The 19,492-nt window shown below is 60.1% G+C and carries 17 protein-coding genes and 1 pseudogene; 9 read left to right on the top strand and 9 right to left on the bottom strand.

Features of this window, described 5'->3' with window-relative positions; all coding sequences use genetic code 11:
• Positions 1 to 38 precede the first annotated feature (38 nt).
• Together CAF90_RS06355 and hchA are read right to left on the bottom strand one after the other, a co-directional pair.
• Positions 39 to 758: a PA1136 family autoinducer-binding transcriptional regulator gene (locus CAF90_RS06355; protein ID WP_085605034.1), complete on the bottom strand. Its 720-nt coding sequence runs from the start codon at positions 756 to 758 to the stop codon at positions 39 to 41.
• Complete coding sequence (gene hchA / locus CAF90_RS06360; protein WP_085605036.1) at positions 755 to 1,633, bottom strand: glyoxalase III HchA; 879 nt, start codon at positions 1,631 to 1,633, stop codon at positions 755 to 757. The genes CAF90_RS06355 and hchA overlap by 4 nt, the downstream gene beginning before the upstream one ends.
• A 164-nt stretch (positions 1,634 to 1,797) precedes the next feature.
• On the opposite strand from hchA, the gene CAF90_RS06365 reads away from it, so the two are divergent.
• The 3 genes from CAF90_RS06365 (at position 1,798) to CAF90_RS06375 (ending at position 5,591) form a co-directional block, all read left to right on the top strand.
• Positions 1,798 to 3,657: an ABC transporter ATP-binding protein gene (locus CAF90_RS06365; protein WP_085605039.1), complete on the top strand. Its 1,860-nt coding sequence runs from the start codon at positions 1,798 to 1,800 to the stop codon at positions 3,655 to 3,657.
• A 140-nt stretch (positions 3,658 to 3,797) separates the two neighbouring features.
• Positions 3,798 to 4,631, top strand: coding sequence for an oxidoreductase (locus CAF90_RS06370; RefSeq protein ID WP_085605042.1), 834 nt, complete (start codon positions 3,798 to 3,800; stop codon positions 4,629 to 4,631).
• A gap of 21 nt (positions 4,632 to 4,652) precedes the next feature.
• Positions 4,653 to 5,591 carry an AraC family transcriptional regulator gene (locus CAF90_RS06375; RefSeq protein WP_085605046.1) on the top strand — a complete coding sequence of 313 codons (939 nt, stop codon included), beginning with the start codon at positions 4,653 to 4,655 and terminating at the stop codon, positions 5,589 to 5,591.
• Between the two features lie 4 nt (positions 5,592 to 5,595).
• On the opposite strand, the gene CAF90_RS06380 is transcribed toward CAF90_RS06375, so the two are convergent.
• On the bottom strand, positions 5,596 to 6,528 hold the full coding sequence (locus tag CAF90_RS06380; protein WP_085605049.1) for an AraC family transcriptional regulator: 933 nt from the start codon (positions 6,526 to 6,528) through the stop codon (positions 5,596 to 5,598).
• 586 nt (positions 6,529 to 7,114) lie between these two features.
• Between CAF90_RS06380 and CAF90_RS06385 the strand changes: the two genes are divergently transcribed.
• The 4 genes from CAF90_RS06385 to CAF90_RS06400 all read left to right on the top strand — a co-directional run bounded on the left by CAF90_RS06385 (position 7,115) and on the right by CAF90_RS06400 (position 11,049).
• Positions 7,115 to 8,464: an MFS transporter gene (locus CAF90_RS06385; protein WP_085605052.1), complete on the top strand. Its 1,350-nt coding sequence runs from the start codon at positions 7,115 to 7,117 to the stop codon at positions 8,462 to 8,464.
• Positions 8,465 to 8,563: 99 nt separating this feature from the next.
• Entirely contained in the window at positions 8,564 to 9,256 is a 693-nt protein-coding gene (locus CAF90_RS06390) for a fumarylacetoacetate hydrolase family protein (RefSeq protein WP_085605055.1), read from the top strand.
• Positions 9,257 to 9,295: 39 nt separating this feature from the next.
• Positions 9,296 to 10,060 (top strand): SDR family oxidoreductase, encoded by a 765-nt coding sequence (locus CAF90_RS06395; protein ID WP_085605058.1) that lies wholly within the window; start codon positions 9,296 to 9,298, stop codon positions 10,058 to 10,060.
• A 32-nt stretch (positions 10,061 to 10,092) separates the two neighbouring features.
• Positions 10,093 to 11,049, top strand: a complete 957-nt coding sequence (locus CAF90_RS06400; RefSeq protein WP_085605061.1) for a 2-hydroxyacid dehydrogenase — start codon at positions 10,093 to 10,095, stop codon at positions 11,047 to 11,049.
• A gap of 56 nt (positions 11,050 to 11,105) precedes the next feature.
• On the opposite strand, the gene CAF90_RS06405 is transcribed toward CAF90_RS06400, so the two are convergent.
• Positions 11,106 to 13,232 carry a TonB-dependent siderophore receptor gene (locus CAF90_RS06405; protein WP_085605064.1) on the bottom strand — a complete coding sequence of 709 codons (2,127 nt, stop codon included), beginning with the start codon at positions 13,230 to 13,232 and terminating at the stop codon, positions 11,106 to 11,108.
• Positions 13,233 to 13,377: 145 nt separating this feature from the next.
• Positions 13,378 to 13,962, bottom strand: coding sequence for a TetR/AcrR family transcriptional regulator (locus tag CAF90_RS06410; RefSeq protein ID WP_085605067.1), 585 nt, complete (start codon positions 13,960 to 13,962; stop codon positions 13,378 to 13,380).
• Between the two features lie 209 nt (positions 13,963 to 14,171).
• On the opposite strand from CAF90_RS06410, the gene CAF90_RS06415 reads away from it, so the two are divergent.
• Positions 14,172 to 14,849 (top strand): type 1 glutamine amidotransferase domain-containing protein, encoded by a 678-nt coding sequence (locus CAF90_RS06415; protein WP_085605070.1) that lies wholly within the window; start codon positions 14,172 to 14,174, stop codon positions 14,847 to 14,849.
• 118 nt (positions 14,850 to 14,967) lie between these two features.
• Positions 14,968 to 16,092: an alkene reductase gene (locus tag CAF90_RS06420; protein WP_085605073.1), complete on the top strand. Its 1,125-nt coding sequence runs from the start codon at positions 14,968 to 14,970 to the stop codon at positions 16,090 to 16,092.
• On the opposite strand, the gene CAF90_RS29840 is transcribed toward CAF90_RS06420, so the two are convergent.
• The 4 genes and pseudogenes from CAF90_RS29840 to CAF90_RS06435 all read right to left on the bottom strand — a co-directional run bounded on the left by CAF90_RS29840 (position 16,071) and on the right by CAF90_RS06435 (position 19,315).
• Positions 16,071 to 16,235 (bottom strand): diguanylate cyclase domain-containing protein, encoded by a 165-nt coding sequence (locus tag CAF90_RS29840; RefSeq protein WP_371915929.1) that lies wholly within the window; start codon positions 16,233 to 16,235, stop codon positions 16,071 to 16,073. The genes CAF90_RS06420 and CAF90_RS29840 overlap by 22 nt on opposite strands.
• A 97-nt stretch (positions 16,236 to 16,332) precedes the next feature.
• A pseudogene (locus CAF90_RS06425) lies at positions 16,333 to 17,053 on the bottom strand (diguanylate cyclase); the annotation flags it as partial.
• A gap of 182 nt (positions 17,054 to 17,235) precedes the next feature.
• Positions 17,236 to 18,780, bottom strand: a complete 1,545-nt coding sequence (locus CAF90_RS06430) for a class I SAM-dependent methyltransferase (RefSeq protein ID WP_085605076.1) — start codon at positions 18,778 to 18,780, stop codon at positions 17,236 to 17,238.
• Between the two features lie 79 nt (positions 18,781 to 18,859).
• Positions 18,860 to 19,315, bottom strand: coding sequence for a VOC family protein (locus tag CAF90_RS06435; protein WP_085605079.1), 456 nt, complete (start codon positions 19,313 to 19,315; stop codon positions 18,860 to 18,862).
• Positions 19,316 to 19,492 lie beyond the last annotated feature (177 nt).

The raw sequence follows: 19,492 nt of genomic DNA on the forward strand, positions 1-19,492 counted from the left end.
CACCGCCGTTCAAGCGCGGCACCGGCAGAGTGAGAACCTCACCCCTTTATTTCACCCTTGCGAATGGCAATCTTGATGGCCTGGGCGGTGGTTGCCACGCCCAGATGCCGACGGGCTGAACGCAGGTGATTTTCCACCGTGCGGCCGGACAGACCGAGGGTGGCAGCGATGTCGGCCTGCCGGCGACCGGCAGCGACCCACGCCAGCACTTCGCGCTCGCGGGTCGAGAGTTTTCCGGCTGTCTCGTCCAGCGGCGCGTCGAGCAAGCGCCGTGCGGCGTAAAACGCCACCGAGGCGAGCATGCCCAACGCCAGACGAACCCGTGCCGAGGCATCGATCTGTTCGCCACCCAGGCTCATGGCGCCTTCAAGCCCTTGCGGGCCGAAGACCGGAATCTGCAAGCCATGCACGCCCGGGCCACTCGGCACGCGAACCACTCGATACAGTTCGCCGCTCTCCTCCTGCACCTTGCTCCAGAAGAACGATTCGCGGGTGTCCAGCAGGTGGCGAGTCACGGGGCAGCGCTGAACGTAGGTCTGGGCGTCGACAGCGATGCCGTCGCCAAACCAGTCGCCTTCCACCCAGTAAATGCGCTCGACCACGTCCTCCGACGCCGAGGTGGCGGAGAACAGAACGAATCGATCGTAACCATGGGCCCCGGCGAAACTGCGCACGGCCTTCTGGATCGCCACCAGCGTGGGCGCCGCCTCAATGTCGAGGGCGGCGCGCAAGAGTGCATCGGCAGGTGCGGGGCTCACCCCGGGGTGACCTCTTTCAGGAGCGCGGCCGCCGCCAGTTTGCCCAGCGCGTTGCCCGCCAGCGGACTGTCACCGGTCAACAGTTTGCGATCCTGAAGCGTCGCCCCGGAAATGCCCTGGTTGGTGATTTCCACACCGAGCGCCTGCAACTGCTCACCGAACTTCCAGGTCAGGTGGCCGGGCATGTAACCGATGTCGGGGGTTGTCGCGTCCAGGGCATCGGGAAACGCGCAGATCCGGTAACCGTTGAAGATGCACGATTCCTTTGTCTCACCGAGGCCGGCCGCCAGCAGCGCCGCCGGGCCGTGGCACAGGGTGATGACGAATTTGTCCTTGGCGACGGCCCATTGCAGGACCTTCTTCACGTCCTCGCTTTCCGGCAGGCCGATCAGCGCACCGTGGCCGCCGGGGATGAATACGCCGATGTAGTCGGAGTTCTCGCCCAGCGCTTCTTCGATCACCTGGGACAGCTTGAGTGGGCGCTTGAACTGATCGCGGTATTGCTCGTAGAAGCCTTTCACTTCGGCGTCTTCCGAGGGCATGGCCCAGAATTCGAACTTGACCGGATTGCCCGACAGCGTCGCGACATCGAAGCCGAAACCGGCCTTGTCCAGGTGATACATCGGCAGCAGCGTTTCAACCGGGTGATTGCCCGTGGAGAACATCGTGCCGTTGTCGGTCAACAGATAGCGTTCGTCCGCGCCGATCATCAGGATCTTCCAGCGCCCGCCCTTGTAATGGTTCGGGTACTCGGCATCACTGAGATCGGATTTGGGCGAAGTGAACTGGCTGAGGGAGTACGGCGAGGGGAAAAACGCGTTGTCCTCGGCAGGATCGGGGGTTGGGCGCTTGTCGTCAGTCTGCGTGGTAGCCATGGTGCTCTCCATCGAGTGGGTCAATGTCGGAGTTCATGCTAGTAAGGCGTCAGCGTTACAACAATGAGGGTTTTCCCTCAAAAAATCATGCGCTGAACCTGCAGCCCCTCAATGTGATCGATAAGTGGCAGAATCCCCGCAACTGATGAATTCGGAGACCCCCAATGCTTCGCCTGTTTGAACAACGGCTCGACCCCTTCCCGCCCGACGAAGCGCCGCCACCGCCGGTCGGTCTGGCGCGATTCCTGTGGGCCTGCACCCGCGGCGCTCGCGGTTATATCCTCGCGCTCGCGCTGCTCAGTGCCGGTGTGTCGATCTACGAAGCCTGGTTGTTTTCCTTTCTGGGTCAGGTCGTGGACCTGCTCTCGGCCTGGCAGGCCGGCGGCGATGTGAACGGCCAGGAGAGCCGCGTGCTGTGGGGCATCGGCATCGTATTGCTGACCAGCGTCGGGCTGGTGGCGTTGCGCACCATGGTTCAGCACCAGGTGTTGGCGATCAATCTGCCGTTGCGTCTGCGCTGGGACTTCCATCGACTGATGCTGCGGCAGAGCCTTTCGTTCTTTTCCGATGAGTTTTCCGGCCGGGTCACGACCAAGGTGATGCAGACCGCGCTGGCCGTGCGCGAGGTGCTGTTCACCGTCATCGAAATCGCACCGGGCATCGGCGTCTACTTCATTGCGATCATCGCCCTGGCCGGCGGTTTCGCCCTGAAACTCATGCTGCCGTTCATTGCCTGGGTCGCGCTGTTCGGGCTGGCGATGCTGTATTTCGTGCCACGCCTGGGCCAGGTCGGGCAGGAACAGGCCCATGCCCGGTCATCGATGACGGGCCGGGTTTCGGATGCCTACACCAACATCACCACCGTGAAACTGTTCTCCCACTCCAAACGTGAAGCGCACTTTGCGCGGGCGGCGATGGAGGATTTCAAGCAGACCGGTTTCCGCCAGATGCGTCTGGTCAGCCAGTTCGAGATCGTCAATCAGGCGCTGGTGGTCGGGCTGATCATGGGCGCCGGCGGCTACGCCTTGTGGCTGTGGCATCAGGGCGAAGTCGGCACCGGGGCCGTGGCAGCGATTACGGCCATGGCGTTGCGCATCAATGGCATGTCGCACTGGATCATGTGGCAGATGACGTCGCTGTTCGAAAACATCGGCACCGTGCAGGACGGCATGGACACCCTGCCCCGTGGCCCCAAGGTGCAGGATGCGCCGGACGCCGGCGTGCTGGTGCCTTCCGGCGGCGCCGTGGAATTCGACAACGTGAGCTTCAACTACAACGGCGAACGTCAGGTGCTCGACGGCTTGAGCCTGAGCATCCAGCCGGGGGAGAAAATCGGTCTGGTGGGCCGTTCCGGTGCCGGTAAATCCACGCTGATCAACCTGCTGCTGCGCTTCTATGATGTGGACCGTGGCGAGATTCGCATCGACGGGCAAAACATCGCGCAGGTGACACAGGACAGCCTGCGCAGTGCGATCGGCATGGTCACTCAGGACACGTCCCTGCTGCACCGGTCGATTCGCGACAACATCGCCTACGGTCGACCGGACGCGACTGACGCACAAATCCAGCGCGCTGCCGCCAACGCCCAAGCCGACGGTTTCATCAACCAGCTCAGCGACCGTCAGGGCCACACCGGCTACGACACGCTGGTAGGCGAACGCGGCATCAAGCTTTCCGGTGGCCAGCGCCAACGTATCGCCATCGCCCGGGTGATGCTCAAGAACGCTCCGATCCTTCTACTGGACGAAGCTACCAGCGCCCTGGATTCCGAAGTCGAAGTCGCCATTCAGGAAAGCCTTGATGAAATGATGCAGGGCAAGACCGTGATCGCCATCGCCCATCGGCTGTCGACGATTGCGGCGATGGATCGACTGATTGTTATGGATGAGGGACGGATCATCGAGCAAGGCACTCACACTGAATTGCTGGCGAAAAACGGCACCTATGCGCGGCTGTGGCAGCATCAGAGTGGCGGGTTTCTGGGTGAGGATCAGGGCGTGGCCGAGGCGATGGATCAGGCGTGAGTCCTTTGATCAGCCCCGCGATAACAACTGCGGGGCTGATTGCCGCTGAGAGGATTAGGCAAGGCTCGAAGACAAACCGGCATAGGTGAACGATTTCTCGCTGGCTACCATGACGGCACACCTGATTTGCGGAGTACGTCATGACCACCACCAAAACCCTCTTCATCACCGGCGTCAGCAGCGGCTTCGGCCACGCGCTGGCCAAGGAAGCGCTGGCTGCCGGTCACCGCGTCATCGGCACCGTGCGCAGCGAAGCCGACCTGCAAGCCTTTCAGGCGCTGTCCATCGACAACGCGCATGGCGTGCTGCTGGATGTCACGGACTTCGACCGGATCGAGAGCGTCGTGGTAACCGTCGAAGCGACCCACGGCCCGGTCGATGTGCTGATCAACAACGCCGGCTACGGGCACGAAGGCATTTTCGAAGAATCGCCGCTGGAGGACATGCGCCGCCAGTTCGACGTGAATGTGTTCGGCGCGGTCGCGGTGACCAAGGCGTTTGTGCCGTTCTTTCGTCAGCGGCGGGCGGGTCATATTCTCAATATCACGTCGATGGGTGGCACGATCACGATGCCGGGCATTGCCTACTACTGCGGCAGCAAGTTTGCGCTCGAAGGCATCTCCGATACCCTGAGCAAGGAACTGGCGCCGTTCAATATCTTCGTGACCGCCGTCGCACCCGGTTCATTTCGAACCGACTGGGCCGGTCGCTCGATGCAGCGCACGCCCCGCAGCATCGCCGACTATGACGCCAGTTTCGACCCGGTGCGCAAGGCGCGCGAAGACAAGAGCGGCAAGCAGCTCGGCGATCCGCGCAAAGCGGCGCAGGCGATGTTGCAGATCATCGCCTGCCCTGCTCCGCCAGCGCATCTGTTGCTGGGCAGCGATGCGTTGAGTCTGGTGCGCGACAAGCTGAAACGTGCCGCCAGCGAGATCGACCAATGGGAAACGCTGACCCGTTCCACCGACCATTGAACGGCCCACAGAGAGAACGCAATGAAACAGGCCGACGCAAGCACTTCGCGCATGGTGCAGCTCATGGAGACGCTGGCACCGGTCGAGGGCTACAACCTCAGTGCGCTGGAGGGCGTGCGCTTCCTGCGCTCGAACCGGCCACTGACCCGCACGCCGGTGCTGTACGACCCCGGCATCGTGATTCTCTGTCAGGGTCGGAAGCGCGGGTATCTGGGCGATGACGTCTACGTCTATGACGCCCAGCATTACCTGGTGGTGTCGGTTCCGATCCCCTTCACCATGGAGACCGATGCCTCTGAAGACGAGCCGATGCTCGCGATCTATATGCAACTTGATTTCCAGGTGGCCAGCGAGTTGATGCAGCAGGTGGATGAGGTTCACGGCCCAAGTGATGCGCCACCCAAGGGCATGTTTGCCTCGCCGATGGACGACCGCCTGCGCGCATCGACGCTGCGCTTTCTCGAAGCCATGAGTATTGAGGGTGAGGCGCAGATATTGGGGCCGTCGCTGTTGCGGGAAATCTATTACCGCATCCTGACTGGAGAACAAGGTGGTTCGATGCGCGCCGCACTCAATCGACAGGGGCACTTCGGCAAGGTGACGCGGGCGATCCGCAAGATCCACAGCAGCTATCAGGAGCGTCTTGACGTCGAGCAACTGGCCCGCGAAGCGAGCATGAGCGTGCCCAGTTTTCACCTGCACTTTCGCAGCGTGACGGACGCCTCACCCATGCAATACCTGAAGTCGACACGCCTGCATCAGGCGCGACTGTTGATGTTGCGCCACGCCATGACCGCGTCAGCGGCGGCGTTCAGTGTCGGCTATGAAAGCGCTTCGCAATTCAGCCGCGAGTTCAAACGGTTCTTTGGCCGAACGCCGCAGGCGGAGATCGAGTGGATGAAGGCAACGTATGCGTTGCCTGCGCCGACGTCGGCCTCGGTTTATGTTTCGTCGCATTAGTCGATCAGGCATCTACAGGTGACTGCGGGGTGTCGGGGTCCAGTTGCCGACGGCGGAACTGCCCAGGTGGCTGGCCGTGGATCTGGCGAAAGCGCCGGGAGAAATAAGCTTCATCCGCAAAACCACACAGCCTCGCCACCTCGCCCACTGGCCGGGCTCCATTGAGCAGGTAATTGCGCGCCGCGTGCATTCTGCGTTCCAGCACCAGCTCGGTGAAGGTCTTGCCGATTTCCTTGCGCAGCCAGTGCGTGAGGTAAGTCGGTGACAGGTAGGTCGCCGCCGCCACCTTGATCAGATTGAGATCGGGGTCGGCAATATTCTTGCGCAGGTACTCGAACATCCGGCTCAGTGCATCCCGTCGACTGGCCTGTGCTGCGTTTTCTTCCGCCAGGCGTTTGAGCGGTTCGGCATACAGGACGCACACCTTGCCCACCAGTTGCAGCAGCAATCCCTTGAGCACTTCGCGTGTACCGAACTGACGATTCTCGTCCAGGCTGCGCATCTGTTCGATCAGGCCACAGACCTCGTTGAAATCCTCATTCCCCAGAATGAAATCCAGATGTTCCTGAAAGCGGAAAGGCGACAGTTCGGGCGCCAGGAGAATCGATACCTCCTCCAGATCCATCGGGTCGCACTGCAAATGCGGCAACAGAAAGGTCTGGGAAAAGTTGATCACCATGAAATTGCTGTCCGCCGGATGCGGGATCACGTGCACACGGTGCGGCAGGATGAATGCCAGTGCGTTACGCGGAAATGGACGAACCGCGTTGCCAATGTGCTGCACCGTGTCGCCACCGAGATTGATCTGGATCTGGAAGTATTCGTGTCGATGCGGGCTGGTCTCGGCGCGGCGACCTTTTTTGTCACGAATATAGAAGTCCATCATCTCGCTGCGTTGCTGCATGACGTAGGTGGGCACACGGAATTGTGATGTCATTTGTTGAACATCCTCGACAGGTACTTGGGCAGGTTTTCCTGGCGTTGCCGAGCAATCGGCATTGCTCATCTTGAAGGTTCGGCGCCAGCCCTTCAAGCAGTCATACGATGACATCAAGCTCAGTGGATTTTCTGCACTTCCATTACCAATGATGTCTGTCCAAAAAAACAGACCGGACAGTCATAGTTTTTTCCATTTAAAAACAGATAGATAGAAATAAAATCAGAGAGCACCTTAAAAATCCACTGTGCGGTTTTTTTTGGACAGGTTTATCTGGCGCTGCCTTCTCCGGAAAAAATGATCTAACACCTTGATTGATTTCAAGAGGTTGTACGACCACTGTATTTCCCACGCCCAACCTCTTTCAAAAACAACAGAAGGTGCGCACGTCATGAATCCGCTATTGCTCCCCGCCGCCCCTCCCCAGCCTTTACCGACGATGCCAGCCGGGAGACGTACCTGAACGTCTGACCCTGGCCGTTTGTGCCATTCGTTTCAATTTCGATTGCCTTGCCCCCGGACAGCGGGCAACGGCGTCGGCTGTCCGCAAACAACTCGACACTTCTAACAATAACGAGGTCCACTCATGTCGAATTCGCACACCTCCCCGACCACCGCCCCGCCGCTGATTGCCGGCGACAGAGACGCCGTCTCTTCCCGGCGACTGCCGACGCGGCGACGCTGGTTCATGCTCTCGCTGCTGCTGATTGCGACGATCATCAATTACATCGACCGGGTGAACATCTCGATCGCCGCCCCGTTCATGGCCAAGGACCTGGGCCTGGACAAGATTGAAATGGGGCTGATTTTCTCTGCCTTTGCCTGGACGTACGCACTGGCTCTGGTGCCGGCCGGGTTTATCGCCGACCGTTTCGGTTCACGTTTTACCTACGGTGTTTCACTGATCAGTTGGTCGACCGTCACGGTGTTTCAAGGCTTCGCCACGGGTTTCGCTTCGCTGTTCGGCCTGCGCCTGGCCGTCGGGGCGATGGAAGCGCCGGCATTTCCGGCCAACAGCCGTGCGGTAACCGTATGGTTTCCGGCGCGGGAACGGGGACTGGCCAGCAGCATTTACGTCTGCGGGCAGTACCTGGGAACGGCACTGTTTACCGGTGCCCTGCTGTGGCTGGCCACAACCTTTGACTGGCGCCATGTCTTCTACAGCACCGGCGCGCTCGGCATCGTCTTCGGTGTGCTGTGGCTGTATCTGTATCGCGATCCGCTGAACTGCAAGAAGGTCAGCAAAGAAGAGTTGAAATACATCGAGGCCGGTGGCGGACTGGTCAAGAGCAGCCAGGAACGCACCCGTTTCAACTGGCGTCAGATCGCCGAGCTGTTCAGCTATCGCCAGGTCTGGGCCATTTGTATCGGCAAGTTCGCCAGTACATCGGCGCTGTACTTCTTCCTCACCTGGTTCCCCACCTACCTGATCGAAGAACGCCATCTGACCACAATCAAGGCCGGGATCTTTGCCGTGATGCCCTTCGTGGGCGCAACGGTCGGCATCCTGCTCGCAGGCATCGTGTCCGACCTGCTGATCCGTCGTGGCTACTCAATGTCCTTCGCCCGGAAACTGCCGCTGGTGGTCGGATCGATGCTGGGCATGTCGATCGTGCTGGTGAACTTCACCGACTCGAACGTCATCTGCATCGCCGTGCTGACCATTGCCTTCTTCGCGCAGGGCATCGCGTCGTCCTCGTGGGCGGCGGTGTCGGAGGTGGCGCCCAAGGAACTGATCGGGCTGACCGGCGGGATCACCAGCCTGGCCGCCAACATCGGCGGCATTGTGACCCCGATCGTGATCGGCGCCATCGTCCACGCCACTGGCTCGTTCGCCTGGGCGTTCTGGTTCATCGGCGCCGTGGCGCTGATCGGCACTCTCTCCTACTCATTGCTGCTCGGTCGCCTGTACCGCATCGAGTTGAAAACACGCTGAAGCAAGAATCACCGTTTTCTCCAACAGGAGGCGGCTTTCGTCCAACTTCGCCAACGATTGCCGCCGTACGCTGACCTTTCACACAGGACTTGCACCAGGATGAACATGACCGAGTACGTCTTTACCCCGGATCTGCCAGTGACCTTGCCGGTTGTCGGCAGCGAGCAACGCTTTCCCGTCGGACGCGTGTTTTGCGTCGGCCGCAACTACCCGTGGCCGGACACGCTGGGCCAACCGCGTCAGCCACCGGTGTTCTTCATGAAACCGGCCAGCAGTGTCGTCGACGCTGCCGGCGAAGTGATCTTCCCGTCACTGACCGAAGAGTTCGCCCATGAAATCGAACTGGTCGTGGCCATCGGCGAAGGCGGCTCGCATATTCCCGAGAGCCAGGCGCTGGCCTATGTCTGGGGCTACGCCGCCGGGCTGGATCTGACCCGTCGTGACGTACAGCGCCTGGCCAAGCGCGACGGTTTGCCATGGGAAGGTGCCAAGGTGTTTGACGGCGCCGCACCGATGACCGCCATTGTGCCGGTCACTCGGGCCGGTCGGCTCGAAGGGGAATTATGGTTGAGCGTGAACGGTGAAGAACGCCAGCGCGATCGTCTCGACAGCCAGATCTGGTCGGTGAGTGAAGTCATCAGCCGCATCTCGCAATCCGTAACACTCAAGGCCGGCGACCTGATCATGACCGGCAGCCCCGCCGGCGTTGACGTCTTGCAACCCGGCGACGTCATCAGCGCCGGGATTGACGGCATCGGCCAACTCGAAATGCGCGTCGGCCCCCGGCCTTGAGTCTGTCCTTAAGTGATTGGAAAAAAGGAGAACAACAAAATGTCTGACACTCAATCCTTGAAAGTGGCCCTGGTGACCGGCGCCGGCAGCGGGATCGGCCGTTCGGTAGCCCTGGGCCTGCTGGCCGACGGTTACACCCTGGTGCTGGCCGGGCGCCGGCCCGAACCCCTGCAGGCCTTGGTCGATCTGGCGGCCGGCGAAGGACGCGAAGCCCTGGCGGTGCCTACCGATGTACGCGACCCCACCAGTGTCGACCAGCTGTTTGCAACCATTGCCGAAGTCTACGGACGCCTGGACGTGGTCTTCAACAACGCCGGGGTAAATGCCCCTGCCGTGCCGCTGGACGAACTGACGTTCGAGCAGTGGCGAAACGTGATCGACACCAACCTCAACGGGGTTTTCCTCTGTGCCCGTGGCGCGTTCGGGCTCATGCGCCGGCAACAGCCACAGGGTGGCCGCATCATCAATAACGGTTCGATTTCGGCCCACACCCCACGTCCTTTCAGCAGCGCGTACACCGCCAGCAAACACGCGGTACTGGGATTGACCAAATCGCTGGCGCTGGATGGTCGGGAATTCAATATCGCCTGCAGCCAGATCGATATCGGCAATGCCTTGACCGAAATGTCGGTACGCATGACCAAAGGCGTGCGCCAGGCCAACGGCAGCATCGCCGTGGAGCCGATGGTCGACGTCAAGCATGTCGCCGACGCCGTGCGCTACATCGCCGGTCTGCCCCTGTCGGCCAACGTCCTGAACATGACCGTCATGGCCACTGCCATGCCGTTTGCCGGCCGCGGTTGAGCCGGCTTTTTTATTGCGTAAGTGAGGTTTACATGAAGCCAGAAGTCTTGCAGCTGAGCCCGATCCTGATTCCGCAAATCAATGCGCGTCTCGGCGAACTGTTCACGATCAGGCGTTATTTCGAGCAGGCCGACAAAGCGGCGTATTTGCAGGAGCACGGCGAAAACATTCGCGGCGTCATCACGGGTGGGCACACGGGTATCAGCCAGGCGTTGATGGCGCAATTACCCAAACTGGAAGTGGTGGCGGTCAACGGTGTCGGCACCGATGCGGTCGACCTGGCCTACGCCAGGGATCGCGGAATCCGCGTGACCGCGACCATCGGCGCACTGACCGAAGACGTGGCCGACCTGGCCATCGGTTTGCTGATCGCCGTGTGTCGTGGGCTGTGTACCAGTGACCGTTACGTTCGCTCGGGCCAGTGGCCACAAAGCCCGACCCCATTGGCACCGCTGCCTTTGGCGCGGCAAGTGTCCGGCATGCGTATCGGCATCGTGGGCATGGGCCGGGTCGGCCGAGCGGTCGCCACCCGGGCAGCCGCGTTTGGCTGTCCGATCAGCTACACCGATCTGCAACCGATGAGCGATGTCAGCCACACCTTCATCGCCGACCTCAAGCAACTGGCCCGCGACAGTGATGCCCTGATTCTCGCGGCAGCCGCCGACAAGGCCGAGGCCATCATCGATGCCTCCGTGCTGCAGGCTCTGGGCAAGGGCGGCTACCTGATCAACGTTGCCCGAGGAAAACTGGTCAACGAAACCGATCTGGTGGCGGCCCTGACGGCTGGCGAGATCGCGGGTGCGGCACTGGATGTTTTCGTCGACGAGCCTAACGTGCCTGAAGCCTTGTTTGCCGAGGAACAAGTGGTGCTGCAACCGCATCGCGCCAGCGCGACCCTGCAGACCCGCACCCGCATGGGCGAGATGGTAGTGGCGAGCCTGGTGGACAGTTTCGCCGGAAAGACTCCGCAAGGATGTGTGAGCGGCTGAGCCTCACAGTCATCGGGGGCCGCTGCCCCCGATGATGGATTTCAGACCCGATCGGATTACAACGTGTAGGAAATGCCGACCTGCACCGTTCTCGGTGCCCCTGGATAGGCGTAGACGTTACCGAATGCGCCCTCGTCGTAGTCCCGGTCAAACAGGTTCTTCAGGTCGAGATTAAGACGTACCTTGTCATTGACCTTGTAGTAGCTGAGCAGATCGACAACGGTATAGCTCCCCATCGAAAACGCGGTGTTCGCCGTTTGCCCCGCGCGCTCATCGACATATTTGACGCCTGTCCCCAGACCCAGACCACTGAGGGCACCGTCCTGGAACTCATAGACGTTGAGCAGGCTGAAGCTGTTTTTCGGGATGTTCATCAGTCGCGTGCCGGAGCGGATCACGTTGTCCTTGGTCACCTCGGCATCGACGTAGGCGTAACCCCCGATGACACGCCACTCGGGAGTCAGGTTGCCGGCGACATTGAGGTCAAATCCCCGGCTGCGCACTTCTCCGGCAGCCACGCTGAAAGTCGAGTCCACCGGGTCAGTGGTCAGGACATTGCGCTTTTCAATCTGATAGATCGCCGCGTCAACGCTCAACTGATGATCCAGCGCTTCCCATTTGACGCCCATCTCCCAGGACTTGCCTTTCTCCGGTTCAAAGCCGCCGCCCTGTCGGCTTGCGCCGGTATTGGGCTTGAAGGAACGCGCGGTGTCCGCGTAAATCGCGAGGGTGTCAGTCAGGTCGTAGGTCACACCGACGCGGGGCGTGACGGCATTGTCACTGGCCTGCCAGTTCTTGCCGCCGGGCACGTAGGTTTCGTAGTCGTGTTCGAAGCGTTCGAAACGTGCGCCGGCCAGCACTTTCAACCGATCGGTAAGCGCTACCTGGTCCTGTACGAACGCGGCGTAGGTCTTGAGATTTTCCTTGTCGTGGGTCGGGGTGCGCGTCAGTGCCGGACGGGGCTGCCCATAGACCGGATTGAAGATATCGATCGGATAGGCACTCACCGCGCCGCTGGAGCGCTGGATGATCGACTGGTAGTCGTAATCTTCGTATTCGATACCGGTCAGCAATGTGTGTTGCAGGCCGCCGGTGGAGAAGTGACCGGTCAGGTTGAGCTGAGTGTCCTTGTCGGTCCACTCCAGCTTGCGGTAGTTGAAATTTCGTCCCAGGGTCCGGCCGTCGGCGGCAATGCCGTTGGCTTCAATGGCATTGCCCTGCAAGGTACCGTCGAGCCACTGGAAGCCACCGCCGAGCGTCCAGTCCTCATTGAGCACATGCTCGAAGCGCAATTGCGCCATGTTGTTGTCGTTGTGCAATTTGCCAGCGTCCGGTTCACCGAAGAAGGTGTCACGGGAGGCAGTGCCGATCTGCCGGGGATAACGCGTCGCGCCCCGGTCCAGCGGATGATTGTTGCGCATGAAGTCACCCTCGAAGATCACTCGGGTGTCATCGCTGGCTTGCCAGGTCAGCACGGGGGTCACGCCGTAGCGTTCGGTTTCGACGTGATCGCGGAAGGTATCGCCGCCCTCGCCCACCACGTTCAGGCGATAGGCCAGACGCCCCTCTTCATCGAGCGGACCGGAAGCATCCAGGGTACCGCGGCGCATGCCTTGTTCATTCAGCTGGCTGCCGAGTGTGACCGTGCGCTCGGGCAACGGTTGTTTGGATACGACATTGAAAGTACCGCCCGGATCACCACGGCCGTAGAGCATGGTCGCCGGCCCGCGCAGGACTTCCAGACGCTCGATGGTGTTGGCATCCGGCATGTTCGGATAACCGCGGTTGATCGGGAAACCATTACGGTAGAACTCGCCGGTGGTAAATCCGCGCACGGTGAACGTGGTCAGTCCCTGGCCGCCGAAATTGTTGGCTCGCCCTACGCCGCCCGCGTAATCCAGCGCGTCCTGCAGCCGGGTAGCACCGAGGTCTTCGACCGCGTCTTTGGTGACGACACTGATCGACTGCGGGGTTTCATGGATCGAGGTGTCGGTCCGCGTGGCACTGGCCGAACGGGTCGCGCGATATCCGTGTACTGGACCGTCCGCTCTTTCGTAATCCGCGGTACCGACCACATCGGTTGCCTCCAGCTCCAGCGCTGACACCGTTGAATCGGATGGCTCGGCCCACGCAAAGGGAGACAACGTTTGCAACACACAGATGGACAGCAGAGTTCGACGCATGAGGGGAGAACCTTACAGATAGGCCAGAACGAAGGGGGTAACTGCCAGCAAAACGCGGCGGATGGTATACCACCCGCCGCGCAATTGATAGGCATTCCCATTCGTTTGTGCAGCTGACTCTCAACCTCTTGCGTCTATTGCTTTCTCACACGCTCAACAGGCGTTTCGTGGTCGCCATTGACGTACTCAACGACTGTCCTGTGCGTTGCAGTTTGTTCAGCAAACTGGCCCCCAGCCACAGCTGATACAGGGTTTCGGCCAGTTCTCGGGCATCGCCCTGTGGCAGGCTTTTTTCGACCTGGCCCTGTTCGATGCACTCGCTGATGCGCGCCACCACTCGCTCTGCACCATCACGCAAGGTCAGGCGCATGGTTTCGGAAAGGTCAGCCACCTCGGCACTGAGTTTCACCACCAGGCATTCGTCGCCATGGCCTTCCAGGGTGCAGCGATCCTGCCAGCCTTGCCAATAATCCATCAGCCGTTCATGGGCGCTCAGGCCGGGCAGCGTCAGGCGTCGCTCCATGTCGGCCAGATAGTCGACGAAGTAATCCTCGAGCAAGGCCTGGCCGTACAGTTCCTTGGATTTGAAGTAGTGATAGAACGAGCCCTTGGGCACGCCGGCGGTCTGCAGGATCTCGTTCAGGCCGACACTGGTGAAGCCTTTCTCGGCCATCATCCGGTGGCCGGTGTCGAGCAAATGTTGGCGGGTGTCGTCGTAGGTCGGTTTCATGGGGCACGAATTACCAGGCAATAGACCAGTCGTTTATCTCAAAGGAACGCGAGTTTGCCACACCTGTCCATGAAAAACCTTCGAAGAAAAAATTACTAGACGACTGGTCTAATTGAAAACTATGCTGCGCCCCGACAAACCTTTTCCCGGTGTCGATCCTGTGCGAATCCCTTGCTCATGAACGCCGCCAGACCAACCCAGGGTGCTCTATGAAAATCTTGATGGTTTTGACTTCCCACGATCAACTCGGCAACACCGGCAAGAAAACCGGCTTCTGGCTCGAAGAGTTCGCCGCCCCCTACTACGCCTTCAAGGACGCCGGTGCCGACGTCACATTGGTTTCGCCCGCTGGCGGCCAGCCGCCGCTGGATCCGAAGAGCGACGAGCCCGACGCTCAGACGACTGAAACCGATCGCTTCCGCCAGGACCCTGCGGCCCAACAGGCACTCGCGAGCACCGGTCGCCTGGCCGACGTCCGCGCCGAAGATTTCGATGCCGTGTTTTATCCAGGTGGCCATGGCCCGCTCTGGGACCTGGCCGAAGACAAACATTCGATTGCCCTGATCGAAGCCTTCGCGCGCAGCGACAAGCCCCATGGTTTTGTCTGCCACGCACCGGGGGTACTGCGTCATGTGGTCGATACGGACGGTAAACCGCTGATCCAGCATCGCGAAGTGACCGGTTTCACCAATTCCGAAGAGGCGGCCGTCGGTTTGACGGATGTCGTACCTTTCCTGATCGAAGACGAGTTTCAGCGTCTTGGCGGTCGCTATTCCAAAGTTGCCGACTGGCAGGTTCATGTAGTGACTGATGGAAAACTGGTGACCGGCCAGAATCCTGCCAGTTCGGCAGCTGTCGCCGAAAAACTGCTGAAGCTGCTGGGCTAGAGCTTTCCGCTACATCCTCGAACAACTGATTCGGACACCGTGTGTGCGTTGCACGGTGTTCTTTTTTCGCCACTTTAATAGTCGACTGGTCTAATAAGACCATGAACAAGGTATTTCCATGAACCACAGCAGTTTCTTTACACCCGTCACCCTGGGCCGCCACATCCTCAAAAACCGCATAGTCCTGCCACCCCTCACCCGCCAGCGCAGCACCCAACCTGGCAATGTCGCCAATGAATTGATGGCCGAGTATTACCAGCAACGTGCCGGTGCCGGTTTGCTGGTGACTGAAGGCACCCAGATCGAGCCTCGTGGGCAGGGATACGCCTGGACTCCAGGCATTCATACACCCGAACAAATCGTCGGGTGGCGCAAGGTCACCGAGGCTGTCCACGCCAGTGACGGCGTGATTTTCGCGCAGCTATGGCATGTCGGTCGCGTATCCCATACTGCCCTGCAACCCAATGGCGACGCACCGGTGTCGGCCTCCGCCATCGCCACCGACCGGGTCAGTGTGTTCATCGAAACCGCGCCCGGTGTGGGCGCTCTGGTTCCGCCGTCCGCGCCTCGAGCGCTGACCACCGATGAAGTCCAGGAACTGGTTCAGCTATACATCCAGGCGGCGCGCAATGCCATGGACGCCGGTTTTGACGGTATCGAACTGCACTGCGCCAATGGTTATCTGGTAAACCAGTTCATCTCCGCCCACAGCAACCTGCGCACCGATCAGTACGGCGGTTCGTTGCACAATCGCCTGCGTTTTCTGCGCGAAGTAGTCGCCGGTGTCGCCAAGTGCATCGGCAAGGAAAAAGTCGGTGTGCGCTTCGCGCCGCTGTTCACCACCACCGATGAAGCGCGGACTTACCTGGGCATGGTCGAGGAAGATCCGCACACCACTTACATCGAAGCGATCAAGGTGCTGCAAGACGTCGGCATTGCTTACCTGTCTATTGCAGAAGCCGACTGGGACGACGCGCCAGTGATGCCGCAAACCTTCCGTCGAGCGGTGCGCGACACCTTCGGCGGCGCGATCATTTACGCGGGTCGCTACAACGCCGAAAGCGGTGCACGCTTGCTGGAATCAGGACTGGCGGATCTCGTGGCTTTCGGTCGTCCGTTCATGGCCAATCCGGACCTGCCCGCGCGCATCGCCAATGACTGGCCGCTGAATTCGCTGAACCCGGCTACGGTGTATGGCGGTGATGCCGAAGGCTATGTGAATTACCCGGTGTACGCAGAGTAGCTTTCGTTGCCAACACTTTTTGCAAGCCCGTTCCGGACCGCCCCTTTGGCTTGATACAGCGCCTGATCTGCCGCAGCGATCAGGCCTTGTACCGTGTCCAGTTGCGACCCTGTGGCGGCCGCAATGCCGATGCTCACACTCACAATGCCAACCAAGTTGCGTCACGCTTCGCCCGGCGCGCTTCCATCGTCAGGGTCTGATCGAAACATCGCCGATTGGCCAGGCCTGTCAACGCATCTTTGACGCAGTGCAAACCGATTGATCCACCAGGTACTTCGCATAGATCGGCGATTTGGAGAAGTTGCGTCCCATGTCCTATTCGCGGAAAGGGTAACGGACCAGCGGTGTGCCGTCGGTGTAGGACAAGCCGATGGCGCCCTCCTGTCCTACATCTAGCTGGCCTAACAGACGCAGAAAGTTTTCCACTCCCAAGGTGACCGCCACCACACCGGCAAACTCACCGCGATCGCCATTGAAACGCCGGCTGATGGTGATCACCCATTCCTGATTCGAGCGACTACGGATGGACTGGCCGATGAAGGGCTCGCGGGATGGATCATCGCGGTGTGAGTGAAATAGGCACGGTCGCTGCTGTTGGCACCGACAGGAATCGGCCGGTTGGATGACATCAACCAATGACCTTTGTTGTCGTAGAGAGTGATGCCACTCAGCTGCGGCATCAGCGGTCGCTGCCTGTTGATCAAAGTATTGAGCCGTTCGATCTGCGCCGGACCACTGCCCTCGGTTTCCAGGCGCTCGACGAGTCCGAGCAGAAGTAGCGAGCTCTGCCGGACAATGCCTTCGGAATACGTCGCAAGTGCCTGCGTCAGGTTCAACCCATGGACGTTCACCTCGTCAAGTGCTCGATCCCGGGAACCCAGCACCTTCCAGATCGTGAGCGATGCCAGTGAGCAGCCGATAACCAACAGCAAGAGCATTACAGGTGAGTATCACGCTTCACATCAGTACCTTATGCAAAGTCCGGTTTCCGCTGACGCTGTTATTTGACCGGGGCATTACATCGACCGCGCGTCCTTGTCAGCACGTCAGCCGCCGCGCTGTCATTCTGGTTTTGCGCAAGAATCCGAAATACCCCGGACGACGACAGGCGACGCGAGAACGTCCTGCCGTCCCTCGTCTCGACTAGACGATTTTCAAAGCCTTGAGAATCACCAGCGTACTCTCGGCAAACGCTTGGGCCTGCACGGTCAGTTCGGCAAGGTTTTCTTCCGCGGTGGTCAAGGCCTTGCCATCCTTGAGGAGACCTTCGCCCTGGCCGCCGATGATGCCCCATGCCAGTTGCGCCCATTCAGCCGGGTGCTTTTTGCCTTGCTTGATCGATATCAGGAACAACTGCTGGAAGCGGCTGACCGTCACGCCACCACCGGTCACCGGACTCGCCAGGGTCTGAATCTTGTTGCCATACAACGAACGCTTGCACAGCTGCAGGTTGAGGGTATTGCAGCGGGCCTGCACGAGCTTTTCGGCCGCCTCGCTCTGACAGGGCGCCACGACGCCCATGCCGATCAGCACGTTGAGGGCTTGCTCCACATCGCCATAGGTCAACGAGGGCACGAGATCCAGCAAGTGCCGCAAGGTCTTCGACACATAGGCGTCATCCGCCAATCCCGCAAGCACCGGGCCATAGATCTCTGCCTGCAACGTGGCTGCGCCTGCCGGACCGGTGACATTGGCCGGCACGCTTTCAGCCGCCTGCAACAGGACGAAGCGCGTGCTGAGCATGCGCTCGCGGTGCTCGGAGGCCGACAGCCTGTTGGCGCCACGCACATAGAGGTCCCGACGGAAACTCTGGTTCACAAAGTAGTCACGCGCCTGCTCGCGCATGACGGGATGGTCGATACCTTCCAAAAAGTCCATGCCTTCCGCGCTCAGGTTGAGGGGGTCGACGGAGTCCAGCGGCACGGCTGTCGTGGCGTAATCGAGCTTGGCGGGTGCCAGGGCATCAACCACGTCGGTGAAATACATGCAGTTCCAGTCGCGGTTGAAATACTCATGGGCGACGTACTGGCGGTCCTGACCCTTGATGCTCTGGAGCTTGGCGTCCAGACCCGGTGCGGAGTTGGCATATTTAGGATTTGCAGCCAGCAGCGCTTCGGAAAATTGCAACGCGGCGTCAATACGCTGATCAGGACGCGCAGAGGCCTGACTGGCGAAACGGTCGTGCAGGCTAAACAGCTGGCGCAACGGTGCCTGAGGCGACCAGCCCGGGAAGCAGTTGTAGCTGACGTAGAGCAGACCACCAGGCTTGAGATGACGACGGACGAACTCGACGATCAACTTGTGGTTGTCGCGGCTGACCCAGGTCCAGATGCCATGCAGGCTGATGCTGTCGAACTGAGGTAAGTCATGGCGGGCCAACAACTGCTCGAAGCTGTCGTCATACAGTCGCGCATCGCTGCCCCAGTCTTTAGCCAGTGCGATGGCATGGGACGCCTGACCCGGGTGAAAGTCGGTGCCGACATAAGAACCCGGATTGCCTGCGGCATGGATGTTGATCGAAACGCCCTGACCAAAGCCCAGTTCACAGTGGTAACCGTCGGTGCTCTCCAGCGTGGCGAAACCGCGCAACAGCAGACAATAACGCTGGAAAACCGGATTGATTTCCCGGCTATACCCGTAGGTGTAGCCTTCGTCCGTGAAATATCCCTCGTTCCAGGCATTGCTCATGCGTGCACCCTTTTCTTATATCGGAAGTGAAAGTCGCTCTTATACGGGGTAGTCGTGGCGTATCACAAGAGGAAAAACGTCAGGCAAACGCCTCCTCGATAAACGCCTCCAGCGTTTTTTCTTCGAGGATTTCGATCGAGAAGTGGCCAAAGCGTTTGGGCAGCCAGATGATGCGCGCCCCTGACGGCGATTGCAGGTGTTCGCGGGCCAGCGGTTTACCGTTTTCATCTTCTGGCTGCACGCCTTCGGCGACCAGTTCGTCGTAGGCTTTTTCGATGTCGGGGGTCGAATAGCAGTGACGGTAGATCATGCCCTCGCCTGCGCTATCCAGGAGCTCCCGCAGATTCCCGGCCAATGGCTGAACCAGCATGAAACGCTCCTGCCCGATCAACGCAATCGCATAACGCACATGCAGGCCGCCCCGCTCCCACACCAGCGTCCTGGAGATTCTCGCCTTTAAAATCTTCGCGTAATACGCACAGGCCTCTTCGAGGTTGTTGACGAGTACATCGACGTGACTGAACTTGAGTTGCATGGCCTGCCTCCTGCCGAACGGAGGCTCATGGTAAACATCAACGGGCTCGCTGACGCGAGCAAAAACTTTCCTTCGGGCAAAACAAAACCCCAACTGCTTTCGCAATTGGGGTTTCGGAATTTAATCTTGACGATGACCTACTCTCACATGGGGAAACCCCACACTACCATCGGCGAT

This window comes from Pseudomonas sp. B37(2017) (assembly GCF_002112885.1).
In the GTDB taxonomy this organism is placed as follows: domain Bacteria; phylum Pseudomonadota; class Gammaproteobacteria; order Pseudomonadales; family Pseudomonadaceae; genus Aquipseudomonas; species Aquipseudomonas paraglycinae.

What these genes read in the sequence shown, in the direction of transcription:
- hchA (WP_085605036.1), bottom strand. Translation starts at nt 1,633, where the DNA reads ATGGCTACCACGCAGACTGACGACAAGCGCCCAACCCCCGATCCTGCC.
- CAF90_RS06365 (WP_085605039.1), top strand. Translation starts at nt 1,798, where the DNA reads ATGCTTCGCCTGTTTGAACAACGGCTCGACCCCTTCCCGCCCGACGAA.
- CAF90_RS06375 (WP_085605046.1), top strand. Translation starts at nt 4,653, where the DNA reads ATGAAACAGGCCGACGCAAGCACTTCGCGCATGGTGCAGCTCATGGAG.
- CAF90_RS06420 (WP_085605073.1), top strand. Translation starts at nt 14,968, where the DNA reads ATGAACCACAGCAGTTTCTTTACACCCGTCACCCTGGGCCGCCACATC.
- CAF90_RS06400 (WP_085605061.1), top strand. Translation starts at nt 10,093, where the DNA reads ATGAAGCCAGAAGTCTTGCAGCTGAGCCCGATCCTGATTCCGCAAATC.
- CAF90_RS06415 (WP_085605070.1), top strand. Translation starts at nt 14,172, where the DNA reads ATGAAAATCTTGATGGTTTTGACTTCCCACGATCAACTCGGCAACACC.
- CAF90_RS06435 (WP_085605079.1), bottom strand. Translation starts at nt 19,315, where the DNA reads ATGCAACTCAAGTTCAGTCACGTCGATGTACTCGTCAACAACCTCGAA.
- CAF90_RS06370 (WP_085605042.1), top strand. Translation starts at nt 3,798, where the DNA reads ATGACCACCACCAAAACCCTCTTCATCACCGGCGTCAGCAGCGGCTTC.
- CAF90_RS06405 (WP_085605064.1), bottom strand. Translation starts at nt 13,232, where the DNA reads ATGCGTCGAACTCTGCTGTCCATCTGTGTGTTGCAAACGTTGTCTCCC.
- CAF90_RS06410 (WP_085605067.1), bottom strand. Translation starts at nt 13,962, where the DNA reads ATGAAACCGACCTACGACGACACCCGCCAACATTTGCTCGACACCGGC.
- CAF90_RS06395 (WP_085605058.1), top strand. Translation starts at nt 9,296, where the DNA reads ATGTCTGACACTCAATCCTTGAAAGTGGCCCTGGTGACCGGCGCCGGC.
- CAF90_RS06390 (WP_085605055.1), top strand. Translation starts at nt 8,564, where the DNA reads ATGAACATGACCGAGTACGTCTTTACCCCGGATCTGCCAGTGACCTTG.
- CAF90_RS06385 (WP_085605052.1), top strand. Translation starts at nt 7,115, where the DNA reads ATGTCGAATTCGCACACCTCCCCGACCACCGCCCCGCCGCTGATTGCC.
- CAF90_RS06430 (WP_085605076.1), bottom strand. Translation starts at nt 18,780, where the DNA reads ATGAGCAATGCCTGGAACGAGGGATATTTCACGGACGAAGGCTACACC.
- CAF90_RS06380 (WP_085605049.1), bottom strand. Translation starts at nt 6,528, where the DNA reads ATGACATCACAATTCCGTGTGCCCACCTACGTCATGCAGCAACGCAGC.